This window comes from Massilia oculi (assembly GCF_003143515.1).
GTDB lineage: Bacteria > Pseudomonadota > Gammaproteobacteria > Burkholderiales > Burkholderiaceae_D > Telluria > Telluria oculi.
Map to the genome: position 1 here is coordinate 1,231,354 of NZ_CP029343.1, position 15,431 is coordinate 1,246,784.

General features: G+C 67.2%; 12 protein-coding genes and 1 pseudogene. All 13 read right to left on the bottom strand.

From position 1 onward, the window contains the following. Positions 1 to 17 precede the first annotated feature (17 nt). Positions 18 to 1,646, bottom strand: a complete 1,629-nt coding sequence (locus DIR46_RS05705) for a lipopolysaccharide biosynthesis protein (RefSeq protein ID WP_229446509.1) — start codon at positions 1,644 to 1,646, stop codon at positions 18 to 20. After that, entirely contained in the window at positions 1,541 to 2,899 is a 1,359-nt protein-coding gene (locus tag DIR46_RS05710; RefSeq protein WP_229446510.1) for an O-antigen ligase family protein, read from the bottom strand. The genes DIR46_RS05705 and DIR46_RS05710 overlap by 106 nt, the downstream gene beginning before the upstream one ends. Then, positions 2,896 to 3,042 carry a hypothetical protein gene (locus tag DIR46_RS27175; protein ID WP_229446511.1) on the bottom strand — a complete coding sequence of 49 codons (147 nt, stop codon included), beginning with the start codon at positions 3,040 to 3,042 and terminating at the stop codon, positions 2,896 to 2,898. Before DIR46_RS27175 ends, DIR46_RS05710 begins: the two co-directional genes overlap by 4 nt. Further along, on the bottom strand, positions 3,039 to 3,830 hold the full coding sequence (epsI, locus tag DIR46_RS05715) for an exosortase-associated protein EpsI, B-type (protein WP_229446512.1): 792 nt from the start codon (positions 3,828 to 3,830) through the stop codon (positions 3,039 to 3,041). The genes DIR46_RS27175 and epsI overlap by 4 nt, the downstream gene beginning before the upstream one ends. Continuing rightward, positions 3,827 to 4,816, bottom strand: a complete 990-nt coding sequence (gene xrtB, locus DIR46_RS05720; RefSeq protein WP_109347919.1) for an exosortase B — start codon at positions 4,814 to 4,816, stop codon at positions 3,827 to 3,829. Before xrtB ends, epsI begins: the two co-directional genes overlap by 4 nt. Positions 4,817 to 4,835: 19 nt before the next feature. Beyond that, positions 4,836 to 5,705: pseudogene (gene epsG / locus DIR46_RS05725) on the bottom strand (chain length determinant protein tyrosine kinase EpsG). Positions 5,706 to 5,724: 19 nt separating this feature from the next. Next, on the bottom strand, positions 5,725 to 7,161 hold the full coding sequence (epsF, locus tag DIR46_RS05730; protein WP_109344375.1) for a chain length determinant protein EpsF: 1,437 nt from the start codon (positions 7,159 to 7,161) through the stop codon (positions 5,725 to 5,727). Between the two features lie 96 nt (positions 7,162 to 7,257). Then, positions 7,258 to 8,046: a polysaccharide export protein EpsE gene (gene epsE, locus DIR46_RS05735; protein ID WP_109344376.1), complete on the bottom strand. Its 789-nt coding sequence runs from the start codon at positions 8,044 to 8,046 to the stop codon at positions 7,258 to 7,260. Between the two features lie 45 nt (positions 8,047 to 8,091). Next, entirely contained in the window at positions 8,092 to 9,156 is a 1,065-nt protein-coding gene (locus DIR46_RS05740) for an EpsD family peptidyl-prolyl cis-trans isomerase (RefSeq protein WP_205289079.1), read from the bottom strand. A gap of 34 nt (positions 9,157 to 9,190) precedes the next feature. Further along, the gene (gene fcl / locus DIR46_RS05745; protein WP_109344377.1) at positions 9,191 to 10,243 is read right to left on the bottom strand and encodes a GDP-L-fucose synthase; all 1,053 of its coding nucleotides are present in this window, start codon (positions 10,241 to 10,243) and stop codon (positions 9,191 to 9,193) included. A gap of 270 nt (positions 10,244 to 10,513) precedes the next feature. After that, positions 10,514 to 11,899 (bottom strand): undecaprenyl-phosphate glucose phosphotransferase, encoded by a 1,386-nt coding sequence (locus DIR46_RS05750; protein WP_109347921.1) that lies wholly within the window; start codon positions 11,897 to 11,899, stop codon positions 10,514 to 10,516. A gap of 18 nt (positions 11,900 to 11,917) precedes the next feature. Continuing rightward, positions 11,918 to 13,141, bottom strand: coding sequence for an XrtB/PEP-CTERM-associated polysaccharide biosynthesis outer membrane protein EpsL (gene epsL, locus DIR46_RS05755; protein ID WP_109344378.1), 1,224 nt, complete (start codon positions 13,139 to 13,141; stop codon positions 11,918 to 11,920). A gap of 220 nt (positions 13,142 to 13,361) precedes the next feature. Then, positions 13,362 to 15,278 (bottom strand): ribosomal protection-like ABC-F family protein, encoded by a 1,917-nt coding sequence (gene abc-f, locus DIR46_RS05765; RefSeq protein WP_109344379.1) that lies wholly within the window; start codon positions 15,276 to 15,278, stop codon positions 13,362 to 13,364. Between the last annotated feature and the right edge of the window lie 153 nt (positions 15,279 to 15,431).

Consider the following 15,431-nt stretch of genomic DNA (forward strand, 5'->3'; position numbering starts at 1 on the left):
GTCGTCCTGAGCCGTCCTCAGCCGGTCCGGGCGCGCGCCGGATGGCAGCGCGTCTTGAGGCGGGTCCAGGCCAGGTCGCGGTCGTCGCGCTCGATCACGAACAGGGCCCCATGCAGAGCCAGCAGCAGCGCGGTCGCGGCCAGGATCGCGACGAAGGCGCCCAGGCTGTCGTCGAGCAAGGCCTCGGCCGCGCCGGCGGCGATGGCGACCGGTGCGATCCCGGCCAGCCCCGGCGCATAGCCATGGACCAGCAGGCGCCGCAGCGGGGTCGGGACCGTGCGGCCATGGACGTAGACCAGGAAAGCCGTGGCGAACAGCAGCGAGGTGGCCAGGTGGCCCCAGGCAGCCCCAAGGATGCCCCACCCCGCCACGCCGCCGTAGACGAAGCCCAGTCCGGCCAGCGCGCGCCCCATGGCGAACAGGCCCGAGACGCGCGGGTGGCCCATGCCGTCGTTGACCAGCGACGGCAGGCTGGTCAGGGAATCGACGCATTGCGACAAGGCCATCAGCGCCAGGATGGCGGCGCCGTGGCGGGCGAAGTCGGCGTCCATCCAGTAACCCAGGATGCGATGGGCGAACACCGCCAGCAGCACCAGGATCGCCGCGTTCAGGTAGACCACGTAGCGCGTCGCCTTCAGGTAGACCGCATCCAGGCGCGCCAGCTCGCCCCTGGCCGCGAGCGCGCTGGCGGCCGGGAAGAACACGGCCGACAGGCGAAAGCTCAGCCCCAACACGCGATTGGCCAGGGTGGCGGCGACCGTGAAATACGCCAGGCCGGCGACGCCGACCAGGGCCCCGATCACCAGCTTGTCGGCGTGGGCGTACGACAGCGCCGCAAAGCGCGACAGGAAAGTCCAGCCCGAGAAGCGCAGCAGGACCGCGCGCATGCCGGCGGCCGGCCAGCGCCAGCGCCAGCCAGGCAGCAGGCGGCGGATGGCGCGCCACAACAGCAGGGCGTGGATGCCACTGGCCACCACCCGCAGCAGGATCACCTCGAACAGGCCGAAGCCCAGGGCCAGCACGCCCACCGTGGCCAGCGGCAGCAGCGCGCCGAACGCCATCTCGAGCCGGCCAGAAATATCGTAGCGCATCAGCGACTGCGGCACGCTGTTCAGGTAGATCTGCAGCTGGCCGCACAGGAAAGCGAGCGCGGCCAGTTGCAGGGCCGCGCACGCTTCGGGGCGCAAGGCAGCCGGCACGGCGAACACGGCTTCGATCAGCCAGGCCGCGCTCAGATAGATGCCCAGCGCGCCAAGGAGGCCGATGGCGGCATAGGTGGCCAGGCCGAAGGACAAGGTCTCGGCGACCTGGCGCGCATCGCCTCTGGCCTGGTGCTGGGCGATGTACTTGACGGAGCCGGCCGTGAGGTTGATGTCCATCACCGCGAAATAGCCGACGATGGCCGTCACCAGCGAGTACACGCCGTAGCCGGCCTGGCCCAGGCCACGCACCACCAGCGGCACCGTGACCAGCATTACCAGCGCGGGGACCGCCGCCCCGAGCAGGTTGGACCAGGCGTTGCGGGCCAGGCGCAGCTTCATCAGGCCGGCACCAGGTGGCGCCGCGGCGCGCGCTGCCAGGCCGGCCGTTGCGGCGCTGTCGCCCCCTGCGCTGCCGCCAGCGCCAGGTAAGGCAAGCTCAGGCATAGCGCCAGCATCTGGGTGGTGCGCACCTGCGGGAACGGCGTGCCGATCAGCAGGTCGGGAATCATGAACGCCAGCCCCGCCGCCCCGGCCGCGCCCAGGCCCAGCAGATCGGGCGGCAGGCTGCGCAGCGCCCGCCGCGCGCCCACGACGAAGGCGACGACCGTGCCCGCCAGCAGCACCGTGCCGAGCAGGCCGCTCTTGAGTGCGATATGCAGCACCCCGCTGTGCAGGAACAGGCCGCCGTCCGGATTGCCTTGCCACGAAATGGCTTGATAACCATGGTAGCGGCCCCAGGCGCCGATGCCGGCCAGCGGGTGCGCCAGGAAGTCGGCGAAGGCCAGCTTGAGTTCGAGCACCCGCTCGCTTTCGGGGCCGAAGCGGCGCGACTGCATATCGTGCAACAGGCCGCCCCCCGCACTGCTTCCCCCTTCGGCCCGCGTCTGCGCCAGGCGCCGCGCCGCCACGAAGGCCATCGCGGCGCCGGCCATCGGCAACGCGGCCAGGCCCAGCTGCAGGCGGCGCGCCGGAGGAAAGCGCCACAGCACGACCACGAAAGCCAGCAGGAAGCCGATCCAGGCGGTGCGGCGATAGGACAGCACCACGCACAGCGTGGTAGCAAGCAGGGTGGCCCATGCCAGCGCGCGCCACGGCCGGCCCTGCGCCGGCAGCGGCGCGCCGGATGGCGCCTGGAACAGCGCGACGGCGGCGATCGCGAACGCCAGCGTGCACAGCAGGCTGTCGTTGATGTCGAAGAAGGTCAGGCGGATCTGGATCGCATTCATATTGGCATAGACGTTGTTCGGGTCGCCTTCCGATACCGCCCAGCGGCCGAGGCCGAACAGCGCGCGCGCCAGACCCGCCAGCATGATGAAGCGCGCCAGCGCGAGCGCCTGCTCGCGGGTGCGGAAGGCCAGCAGCATCAGCGAAATGAGCGGCGCCATCCAGACGATGTTCGAAAATCCCGACGGCGCCAGCGACGCCGCCAGCGGCACCCCGGTGGCCAGCCCGACGCCGACGTGGGCGGCGAGCAGGACGGTCCAGGCCAGGAACCATGGCCGCAGATTGCAGGCCGGCGCGGCCTGGCGCTGCGGGCCGGTCGCGGCGTTGTCGTTGAAACTGGCGGCGATGCGGGCGCACAGCCAGGCGCCGAGGACGTACCACAGGACCACGCCGAAGAACAGCATGCCCGAGCCGCGACTGTAGATGCTGCGCGACGCGAACACGGCCAGGTTGCCGTAGCTGGTGGAATTCACCCAGAAAAAAGCAGCAGATAGGGATAGACCAGGAAGCGCGGCCATGCCAGCCCGACGCCGATCCCCAGCACGGCCGCGACCGACAGGCCGATGACGAACAGCCACGGCAGCGAATAATAGATATAGGGCAGGATGTCGTTCATCGCCGCGCTGCCGCCGGGTCAGTGGTGCGTGCTGCCGGCGGCGCGGCGGCCGTGGCCGCCGGGTCAGGCGCGGCCGCCGTGGCCGTCGGCGTGGGCGCGGTGTCGGCGCCGATCAGGTGGGCGCGATCTCGTGGCGCCAGCGCCGCGAGCAGGTCGACCACGAAGCGGTCTTGCACGCGCCAGGCGGCATGCCGGTCGGAGCCGATGGTCGATACCCGCACCAGCATGCCGTCCGGGATCTCGCCCGACAGGCCGTAGGCGAGGCGGCGCAGTTTCTGCTGTATGCCGGCCTTGGTCGCCTTGTCGCCGATGGTGATCCAGTAGGTGATCGGCTCGTTGCGCTCGCTCAGGCGCGCCACCAGGCGCTTGACCGGCAAACGGCCGTGGCGGGTGGGCAGCAGGTCTTCGCTGTCTTCGAGCAGCTCGAAGCCCTGGGCCACGTAACAGACCTCGGGCAGGTGCAGCTGCAATGCCCTGCTCTGGTCGCCGCCATGGGCGATCGACAGCATCACCCGCTGTCCGTAGGCGTCGACATAGGTGCGCGACAGGGTCTGGTCGTAGATCTTCGCAAGCACGCCCTGCTGCTCCGGATCGGGTTGCAGGGGCACGACGCTCGGGTCGACCGTCCACGCGCCGAAGCGTTGCGGAATCATCTGCTCCAGGCTGAAGCGCTCGTGCGGCAACGGCGCGCGCGGCGCCGGCGTCAAGGCCCCGGTCAGGGCCGATGTCGCGGCCATGGCCAGGCCAAGCGCGATGCTGATGGCCAGGTGGCGGCGCGCCGGTTTCATTGGACCGCCCCGCGTATCGAATTCGGCGATGTTGGCGGCTTTGGCTGGCCGCCGGGATGGCGCAGTTGCTCCCGGCGTTTGATGAACCATTGCAGGGTCGAGTCGAGCGCCAGGATCATCAGGAGCGCCGTCACGAACAGCACCATGCCGGCAAAGCCGTGCAGGAAGCCCTGTCCGGCCGCGTCGCCAAAATAATAGGTGACCAGGGTCAGCGCGATCACGCGGATCACGTTCGCCATGAACGAGACCGGCACGATCAGGATCGCCAGCCCAATATTGCGAACGGCTGAAGGATGGCGCATGAGGTTCAGGTAGAACAGGCCGAGCGCCTCGAGGGTCAGGAGGGTCTGCAGGCCGGCGCAGGCATCGGCCACCAGCAGCTGGTACTGGCCGATCTGCAGCACCACCCCGGAGCGCGAGATCGGATAAGCGGCGGCGTACAACAGGTGTTCGGTGGCCCAGGAGACGGCCATCTTCATCGGCATCGTCACCGCCGCCACCAGCTCGCTCGGCAGCGGCACCATGAACAGCATGAAGAACAACGGAAACCACAGCAGGCGCAGGGCGCGCGCGCCCAGCTTGAGCAGGACGATTGCCGCCAGCACCGCCAGGATCGAGGCGACCTCGAACATCAGGATGTTTTGCGAACGGCCCAGCAGGTGGATGCCGAGGCCGAAAGCCAGCACCGCCCAGCCGGTCGGGTGCGGCCGGGGCGGCGCGCTGGCCGCCCTCACCTCGGGCCACTTGCGCCAGACCAGCCACAGGGACAAAAAGAAGATGATCGGTCCATGACCCTGCTCTTCGCCGATCCAGGCGCCGGTGAACAGGTCGTGGAAGGTCGGTCCGAACAGCAGGGCCAGGCCCAGCATGACCGGCCACCATTCGGGCACGGCCTGGCGCAGGCCGGCGCCGGGACCAGTACCGGAACTAGGACCTGAACCAGGACCAGTACCGGAACCAGGATACGGCACGTGCCGCGGCCCCATCTCGCGCCCGGTGGCCATGTCAGAACTCCATCACCACCGAACCGACCACTTCGGCGCCGGCATCGGCCATCTGCCCGGCCATGCGCGCCACGTCGGCGATGCGGGTGCGGTGCTTGCAGGCCACCAGCAGCACGCCGCCGGCACGGCCCGCCACCGCCAGGGCGTCGGCGCCGGCGGTAAAAGGCGGCAAGTCGACCAGCACGACGTCGTGGCGGCTCTCCAGCTGCGCCGACAGCGAGCAGAAGCCGGGCCGCGCCAGCAGTTCTTGCGGATTCGGCGGCACGGTCCCGGCCGGTAATATTGACAGGTCGGCAAAGGACGGCACGCGCAATATGGCGTCCAGGTCGGCCCGCCCCGCCAGCAGGTCGGACAGGCCCTGGCGCGGCCTGAGCCCGAACAGTTCATGCTGGCGCGGCGCGCGCAGGTTGGCGTCCACCAGCAGCGTTTGCTCGCCGAGCTGGGAAAACACCAGCGCCAGGTTGGCCGCGAACAGGCTGGCGCCATCGTCCGGGTCGGCGCCGGCGATCGCCAGCGCGCGCCTCCCGCGCGCGAACCAGCGCAGCATCAGCTGGCTGCGGATCGCGCGCAAGGCCTCGACCTGGGGAGAGAACGGTTCGTAGGCGGCGACCAGCCTGGGCGAGAGCCTGGCCTGCCCTTTCCGCACATAGGGATAGGCGAACTGCCGCGCCAGCGCCTACTGGATGTCGTCCTCGCTCACCAGGCCGAGGCGCAGCGCCGCTTCACCGAAGCGGATGCCCAGGTCTTCGTGGGTGCGCAGCACGCGCTCGGCGTCATCGACGCTGAGCTTGCCCGCATCGACCAGCAGCGTCCCCATGCTGGCGTCGCGGCCGGGGCCGCTGTGCAGGGCGGATAGCACGGATGAGTTCATGGCGCGTCCTCGGCTCAGCTCAGTTCAATTCAGGCGCGGCTGCCCGCCGGGCGCGATCAGCCTGCGAAATCAGTCTGCGAACACGGCCCGCGCGCGCGGGCGGCTGCTGCCAGGCGATGGTGCCCAGCACCGGAATGCCCAGCATGTCGTGCAAGTCGCTGCTGGAGCGCACCGGCCGCGCCAGCAATTCCAGCAGCAGCGCCAGGCCGACGCCGAGCACGGTGCCGAGAAAAATCGCCGCCAGTGTATTGAGCAGGATGCGCGGGCCACTCGGCGTCGTGGGGGCCACGGCCGGGTTGAGCACCGAGACGTCGGACTGCTCGGACTGGGCCTCGATCCGCGTCTGCGAATAGCGCTGGCTGGCCGCATCGAAGGCGCGCTGTGCGCCTTCGAGGTCTTTCAGCAAGGGACCGAGCTCGTCGCGGGTGCGGTTCAGCTCCAGCACGCGCTCCTTCTGCGCCCCCAGCTCGCTGCGCAGCTGGGCTTCGCGCTGGCGATAGACGTCGGCGTTGGCGCCGACGCTGCGGGTGACGCTGCCCAGCGCATTTCCGAGCGCGGCGCGCAGCTTGCCGGCTTCGGCATCCGCGGCCTGGTATTGCGGGTGATTGCGCCCGAAGCGCGCGCCGGCCTCGGCCAGCTTGGCCTCGGCGCTGGCCAGGTTCATGCGCAGGTTCTGGATCAGGGTATTGTTGGCGACGTCGGGCGAATCGACGGCCGCGCCGGCGGTCCCGGCCGCCCTTTCACGCGAACCCGCTTCCATGGCCGCGGCCTGGGCCATGACCAGCTGGGCGGCCAGGTCGTTCAGGCGCGACAGCTCGACGTCGACCCGGTTGTTGTCGAGGCTGACGATGCCTTTTTCTTGCTGGTACTTCGACAGGCGGGCCTGGGCCGCCTCGAGGTTGTCGCGCAACTGCCTGGTCTGCTCGTTGAAGTACAGCGAGGCGTTCTTGGCCGGTTCGGTCTTGAGCTGCACGCCGGCCCGCCGATATTCTTCGGCGAAGGCGTTCGCGACCGCGGCCGCGAACACGGGGTCGGCGCCGCTGAAGCTGATCTCGACCACGCTCGACTCGCGCGACGGCATGATTTCGAGCTTCTGGAGCAGCAGGTGGGCCAGCCAGTCGCGCACCGTCCCCCTGCCCTCATTGGCCTCCTGGAATTGCTGGACGACGGCCGGGCTGGACGCCAGCCGCAGCGTGTCGACGACGCGCAGCGCCACGTTCTTGCTGCCGATGATGTCCATCTGCGTTGCCATATACCCCGGCATCAATTGCCCTGGCATCGTCAGGCCGGTGAGCGGATCGACGCCCTTGTAGTTGAGCAGCACCGATGCCGTCGCTTCATACGTCTTTTGCTGCACCAGGCTCCAGCCAAGGGCGAGCAGCACCGTGACCAGGAGCGTTCCCAGGACGATTTTCTTCCGGGCCAGCGAGATCAGCAGAAATTGATGCACGCTCATGATTCACCTTTGCATGCGGGGACCGGCGCCACAGCCCAGCAAGAACCCAATGCCGGACATGCTGTGATAGCGCACCGGCGCTTCAATCACGCTTCGTTAAAACCAGCTTTCGCGCACCACGATCACGTCGTCGACCTGGACCGGATCGCCGGCCTGGACATCCAGCGTGACCGGCTTGCCCTTAGCGTCGCGGCGCGTGATCTTGATGCCGTTGTCGCTGCCGCGCGGGCTCAGGCCGCCGCCGGCTGAAATCGCCTGCTGGACCGTCATGCCGCGCTCCAGGCGGAACGGCCCGGGACGGCCGACCTCGCCGGTGACGTAGGCGCGCGGCGCCCGCTCCACGAAGATGATGTCGCCGCCGGCGACCTCGTAGTCCTTGTCGAGCTCGCCCTTGTGCACCATGTCGACCACGTCGATGGTCTCGCGCGTCGTCTTGCCGTCGCGCGTGCGCACCAGGCTGATCATGTCGCCGCCGTCGCCATGGATGCCGCCGGCCAGCGCCAGCATGTCGAGCACCTTGCGCCTGCCTTCGACCGGATAGCGGCCCGGCCGGTTCACCTGGCCCAGCACCGACACCTGCTGGCTGGCCAGCGTGGTCACCAGCATGTTCACCTGGGCCCGCTTGATATAGCCCCCCTTCTCGAGCTGGCCGGCGATCTTCTTTTCGGCGGCGGCCACCGACAGGCCGCCCACTGCCACCTGGCCCAGCAGTGGAAACGTGATGTGGCCGCTCTCGCTGACGCGCGTCTCGATCGACAGGTCGGGGCTGCCATACACGGACAGCCTGACCACGTCCCCGGCGCCCAGCAGCACCTCGGCCGCACCGGCCACACCCATGCCCAGCATGAAGGCGGCCCCCGTCATCCACTTGATCCATCGTTTCATCGTCAGTCTCCGGCTAGCACGTCGTTGGGAAGTCCCTGGAATGCGTTACTTGAGGCCGGCCACGCCGCGATCGAGCGCCGCCTTGTCGGCGCGCGCGTCCTCGCCCACGGTATCGGCCACCGGGCCGATGTCGTTGTCACCGTTGCCGTCGTTCGCGGTCGCGCCCGTTTCCAGTCCAGCGCCCGCCAGCGAGGCCGGCGCCGCGGCCGGGAGCGCGCCGGGCGTGGCGGCGTCGGGCGCCAGGTCCTTGTTCAGGTAGTCGATCCGGGCGGTGGCGCGCAGGCGCTGGATCTCGGCCTGGGCCAGTTCCTTGTTCTTGCGGTTGGCCAGGTATTGCGCGATCTGCGGCGCGGCGATCGCCAGCGACACCGGCGCGTCGCGCACCTCGTCGATCGAGGTCAGCAGCGCGCGCTGCCCTTCCTGCACCAGGAACAACTGGCCCTTCGGCATCGACAGCAGCTTCGCGGCCAGCTCGGGCTTGAGGTCGGCGGTGCTGCGCGTGACCTGGGCGCGGCCATAGGCGACCTTTCGGGTGTCGAGATAGGCCGCCACTTCCTCAAGCGAGCGCGCCTTGTCGGCGGCGTCGCGCAGCTCGGGCGTCACGCTGGCCGCCGGAAACACGAGCTGGGTCATCGCGAACTGGCGGCGGTTGGCGAAGAACCGGGGATGCTTGTTGAAGTAGTCCTCGATCTCGGCCTCGGTCGGTCGGCCGACGTCGCCGACCCGCTTCTGCATATAGGCCTGGGCGATGATCAGGGAGCGCGCGCGCTCGATCGCCTGCATCACCTTGGGGTCGCGGTCGATCTTTTCCTTGGCCGCTGCGCTTGCAAGCAGCTCGCGGTCAATCAGGGCTTGCAGCAACTGCTTGCTGGCGCTTTGCTGCTGGGCCGCCGGGACGCCGGCACGCTGCATTTCTTCATTGAGCTGCAATACCGTGATCTCTTCGCCATTCACGCTGGCCAGGGCCTGGCCGGGCTTGGTCTCGGGCACCGGCTTGTCCCGGTTGCAGCCGGCCAGCGCGACGCTGGCCAGGAACAGGGCCGCGCACACGGCCCGCCCGGGGCTGAACCCCGGTGCGAATGAAAGCGGCGAGTCTGAGGCATTAAGCATGGTGTTCTCCAGCGTGGTTGGACGGCACTGCCCCTCAGGCATGCGCGGTCCGGGGTGAAATCTGCCATTCTGGACCGCTTGCGCCATCCGCTCTGTTGTGTATTTCACATCGCGCGTCGAGACCGGCTTCGCAGGAGAGAGAAGCAAGATAGGCGAGATAGGCGCGCTGCAGGCCGTCGGCCAGCGGGGTGCTGGCGCGCCAGCCCAGCGCCGCCAGCCTGGAGACGTCGAGCAGCTTGCGCGGCGTGCCGTCGGGCTTGCTGGCATCGAAGACGATATTGCCGCGGTAGCCCACGGTCTCGCCCACCAGGCGCGCCAGCTCGGCGATGGTCACGTCCTGGCCGGTGCCGACATTGATGTGCGAATGCATGGGGTCGGTAGCAGCCGCATACGCCTCGGGCGCCAGCTCCATCACGTGCACGCTGGCGGCCGCCATGTCGTCGACGTAGAGGAATTCGCGCATCGGCTTGCCGCTGCCCCAGATCACGACCTCGGGGGCGGCGCTCGTCTTTGCCTCATGGAAGCGGCTCAGCAGGGCGGGAATGACGTGGCTGTTCTCGGGGTGGTAGTTGTCGCCGGGACCGTACAGATTGGTGGGCATCACGCTGCGATAGTCGGTGCCGTACTGGCGGTTATAGCTTTCGCACAGCTTGATGCCGGCAATCTTGGCCATGGCATAGGGTTCGTTGGTCGGCTCGAGCACGCCGTTCATCAGGTATTCTTCGCGAATCGGCTGCGCCGCCAGGCGCGGATAGATGCAGGACGAGCCCAGGAACAGCAGCTTGCGCACGCCGGCGCGCCAGGCCTCGTGCACGACATTCGCCTGCACCATCAGGTTGTCGTAGATGAACTCGGCCGGATAGCTGTTGTTGGCGTGGATGCCCCCTACCCTGGCCGCGGCCAGGTAGACCTGGTCGATGCGTTCGCTGCGGAAGAATTCGCGTACCCGCCCCTGATCGGTCAGTTCGAGTTCGTCGTGGCTGCGTGTGACGATCTCGGCCTTGTCGGCGGCGCGCAGCGCGCGCACGATGGCCGAACCGACGAGGCCGCGGTGGCCGGCGACATAGATGCGTGGCTTGTCGTGCACATTGCCTCCCGTGATCAATGCCGATGTCCCCCCTATTGCGGCGGAGAAACCGACGATTGCTCTTGCATTCCAGCTATCGATTCTACCCAGCGTGGATGGCCGCGCAAGCTTGTCGGCAATCGTCCAGATCAAAGAGCGTGTCGATTAGCGCTCATCAATTTCCGGGACAAAATTGATAGACTCGAAAGCCCGGCTGGAACCCGGCCACCCTGCCATTCGATGCGCGCGAAGCCCGACGGTTCAATTTTCGCGTGCGGCGACTGGCCGGCGTCAGTGCGCGTTCTCGCGCGTGAGGACGACCTTGACGGTCTTGAGGATGATCCACAGATCGAGCCACAACGACCAGTTGCGCAGGTAATCAAGGTCGTAGCGGATGCGCGCTTCCATCTTGTCGAGGGTAACAGTCTCGCCGCGCAAGCCGTTTACCTGGGCCCAGCCGGTGATGCCCGGCTTGACCTTGTGGCGCAGCATGTAACCCTTGATGAGCTTGCGGCACTCCTCGTTGTGCGCTACGGCATGCGGACGCGGCCCGACCACGCTCATGCGTCCTTGCAGCGCATTGATAAACTGCGGCAATTCGTCGAGAGACGTGCGGCGCAGGAAATGGCCAATGCGCGTGATGCGGCGATCGTCGGCCCGGGCCTGGACGATGGTCGGCCCGTCGTCCAGCACCGTCATCGAGCGGAATTTATAGATATAGATTTCTTCGCCATACAGCCCGTAGCGGCGCTGCTTGAACAGCACCGGGCCGGGCGAACCGAGCTTCACGGCAAGGGCGATCACCACCATCAGCGGCGCCAGCAGAACCAGGGCCAGCGTGCTGACCACGACGTCGGTGCCGCGCTTGAGCACGCTGTTAAAGCCCATGAATGGGGTCTCGCTGATCGCGATCACCGGCATGCCGCCCACGGTATCGAATCGCGCCTGCATCAAGTCGAACACGTACACGTCGGGCAAGAAATAGACCGAAGCAGTGGTGTCCTTCAACTCGTCGACCAGCTGGCGGATGCGCGGCTGGGCCGAGACCGGTTGGCTGATGAAGATCATCTTGATGTTCTTGCGCCGCACATAGGCGGCGACCTCGGCCATCTTGCCCAGCATCGGATGGCGCAGGCCGGGCGGCTGGCGCCGGTCGCCACGGTCGTCGAAAAAGCCCTGCACCTGCATGAACAGGTTCGGATGGCGCTCGCACACGGCGGCGAACTTGATGCCGGCATCGTTGGCGCCGACCACCACGACCGAGCGCATTTCACGCGCGTGGTGCTTGCGGCCCCCGGTGGCGAAGCGCACCGCGATATGGCTGGCCAGGATCGTCAGCGGCGTCGCCACCGCCCAGGCCAGCAATACCCGCTCGTCGTAATAGTATGTCATGCCGCTGGCCGAGCCGAGGAAGTACAGCACGGCGAGCGTCAGGCACCAGCCGAACACCGTATCGCGCGCATAGGCCAGCATGCGGCCGCTGCGCCAGGTGCGGTAGGGATCGATTTGCTGGTAGACGGCCGACGAGATGAAGAAGGCCAGGATCATCAGCACCAGGCAATAGCCGGAGAACGGTTCGCCAAAGGCCAATGTCGCCAGGTACAGGCTGCCCATCACGATCAGCGGATCGAGCACGCGCTGGAAGAACGAAATGATGGGAATGTCGTTGACCGTCATGCGCCGCCACATCCCTGGTCAGAACAGCACATTGGCACTCAGCTGCACCATATTGGCGTCGAACTTGCCGGTGCCGAGTGCCTGCGACCCCGAGCGCGATTCATAGGCGTAGCCGGCAATCACTTGTACCTTGGGCCGGACCTGCCATAGTGCCCGCAGGCTGGCGCTGCGGATCGCGTCGGTCAGGTCATCGGAGCCGGCAAACAGGTCGCGCGCCGTGTAGTCGCGCTTTTCATAGGACGCGCGGGCGTCCACCCTGACGCGGTCGGTCGCGCGCCAGGAGGCTTGCAGGCTCGCCCCCTTGTTCAGGGTGGTGCTGACCCGCGCGCTTTCGATCGGCGCGAACTCGCGCCACAGCGACGCGCCATAACTGATCTTGCCTTGCGGCTTGTACAGCCAGGTGACACGGCCATTGACGCCGCTGGTGCGGCCGTCGTCGTACGAAGGCTGGTCGCGCCGCGCATAGCCGACCAGCGCCTGCAGCGTCGTCGATCCGCTGGCGAGCCAGTCGACTCGCGCCTTCAGCTCGTCCTGCGTGAAATCGTCGGTGAGCACGCTGCTGTTGTAAGGCCGCCGGTACGGATAGGCGCCATCGACGCGGCGCGCCACCAGGCCGACCGTGCTGCCGCTTTTCGGCCGGTACTGGAGCTCGACTTCATAGGTCTTTTCGGTGCGGTCGTTGTAGCGCTGGGCCTCCAGCTCGTAGGTGTATTTGTCGCGCGCGGCGCCGACGCGCAGCTTCCAGCTTGGATGCAGCTTCCAGCCGGCATCAAGCAACTGGCGCCGCTGCTCGCGCAGATTGCGCTGGTCGCTGTCGAAGTCGGTGTACGGCGCCAGCGTCTTGACGTACAGCGCTTCGAGACGGCCCTCGAACCCCTTGCCGGCCTGCCACAGCCAGCTCGCCTGCAGGTCGCGGCCATCGTAGTCGAGCTGGTCGAAGTGGTCGAACTTGACCTTCGACACCTTGGCGGTCGCCGCGATGCGCTGGCGGCTGATGTACTTGTCGAGCACGACGCCGGCATCGAGGGTGCGATAGGAATCGCTGCGCCGGCCTTCGAACGGTTGCTCGTCGTCCGCGACACGCAAGATATTGTCGTCGTAGGCCCAGCCGATGCCGCCAAGCAGCCGCAGCCCGTCTTCTTGCTGCGCATCGTTCGGCGCGGACACTGCTGGGAAAGAACACAACACCGCCGCCAGGGCCGCCACGGTCCGAAGCCGATGCGATGCAGGGTTGGAAGGCATGTTCTGCGTTTCCCAGTAGATACTGCGCTAAAGGAACTACCAGAACTGCCGGCCTCCGATACGCACCACCCGGACTCCCGGCAATCCACAGGTGATAGCGTGAGCCAGTATCGGCGACAACGGCTTGCGATGCCGCATATACAACAAGCCATAGTCGACGCCGGCCATGACGCCGGCCAGCCGAAGATGGTGTTCGAATCCGATCTCTCGGATGATGCGCTTACTCGCCCCTGGCGCGCGCCTCGATGCGTTCCCAGCGGTCGAGCGCGTCGAGCAGCAGGTCTTCGATCTCGGCATACCGCGCATTGATGCGCTTGGCGTCGGCCGGATTCGTCTTGTAGAAGTCGGGCGCATTCAATTGCAGGGTGATCGCGGACTGCTCGTCTTCGAGCGAAGCGATCAGCTGCGGCAGTTCTTCGAGTTCGCGCTGTTCCTTGTAGCTCAGCTTGACCTTCTTGCCCGCGCCCTGGGCCGGCGCTTCTTCCACCTTGGCGGCGCTGGCCTTGGGCGCGCTCGGCGCCGTCGCCTGCACCACCGGAGCCGCCGCCCTGACGCGCTCCCAGTCGGTATAGCCGCCGACATATTCGCGCCACTTGCCGCCGCCCTCGGCCACGATGACCTGGGTCACGACATTGTCCAGGAAGGTACGGTCGTGGCTGACGAGGAAGACGGTGCCGGTGTATTCCTCCAGCAATTCTTCCAGCAGTTCGAGGGTATCGATGTCGAGGTCGTTAGTCGGTTCGTCCAGCACCAGGCAGTTGGCCGGCTTGGCGAACAGGCGCGCCAGCAGCAGGCGGTTGCGCTCGCCGCCCGACAGCGACTTGACCGGCGAACGCGCCCGCTCGGGCGAGAACAGGAAGTCGTTCAGGTAAGTCATCACATGCTTGCGCTGGCCATTGATCTCGACCCAGTCGCTGCCAGGCGCGATGGTATCGGCCAGGCTCGCCTCTTCGTTGAGCTGGGTGCGCATCTGATCGAAATACGCGACATTCAATTTCGTGCCGAGGCGCACGGCGCCGCTATCGGCCGTTTCCTCGCCCAGGATGATCTTGAGCAGGGTCGTCTTGCCGGCGCCGTTCGGTCCGATCAGGCCGACCTTGTCGCCGCGCATGATGGTGCCGGTGAATCCGTCGACGATGACCTTGTCGCCATAGCGCTTCGACACACCTTCCAGGTCGGCGACGATCTTGCCCGAGCGCTCGCCGGTGGCGACGTCGAGCTTGATCTGGCCCTGCTGGTCGCGGCGCGCGGCGCGCTGCAGGCGCAGCGCTTCCAGGCGGCGCACGCGGCCTTCGTCGCGGGTGCGGCGTGCCTGCACGCCCTTGCGGATCCACACTTCCTCTTGCGCCAGGAATTTATCGAACTTGGCGTTCTCGACTTCCTCGTTGGCCAGCAGCTCGCGCTTGCGTTCCTGGTACGTGGTGAAATTGCCCGGGAACGAGAGCAGCTTGCCGCGGTCGAGTTCGATGATGCGGGTAGCGACATTGTCCAGGAAGCTGCGGTCGTGGGTGATGAACAGGATCGAGCCGCGGAACTCGCGCAGCAAGCTCTCCAGCCACTTGATCGACGTAAAGTCCAGGTGGTTGGTCGGTTCGTCGAGCAGCAGCACGTCCGGCGCCGACACCAGGGCCACGGCCAGCGCCACGCGCTTCTGCATACCGCCCGACAAGGTGCCCATCTTCGCCTCGCCCGCCAGGTTCAGGCGGCCCAGCGTGGTCTCGACCTTGTTCGCCAGGTTCCAGCCGTCGGTGGCGTCCAGCCTGGTCTGCAGCACGTGCATGCGCTCCATCAGCGCATCGTCGTCGCCCTGGCCGAACTTGCCGGTGAGTTCTTCGTATTCGGTCAGCATCGCCTGCTGGTCGCCCATGCCGAGCGCGACCACTTCGAACACGGTCATCTGCGGGTCGAACACCGGTTCCTGCTCCACATAGGCGATGCTCACGCCCTGCTGCATGACCAGGAGGCCGTCGTCGAGTTTCGAGCGGCCCGAGATGATCTTCAGGAGCGAGGACTTGCCGGTGCCGTTACGGCCGATGAGACCGACGCGCTCGCCGGTTTCCAGCGAAAAATCGGCGTGGTCGAGCAGCGGGACGTGGCCAAAGGCCAGTTGCGCGGAGGAGAGGGAGATGACTGCCATGATCGGTAAGCGTTCCGTCGCGCGGTGTTGCCGGCGCGGGGTCGGAAAATGTGCGTTGATTGATTAAGGCGCACATTGTACCGACTGGCGAGCCCGAACTTGCAAAACTCTTGCTATCCTCGGCTATAATTGCAGTCGATCCATGGTCGCGGT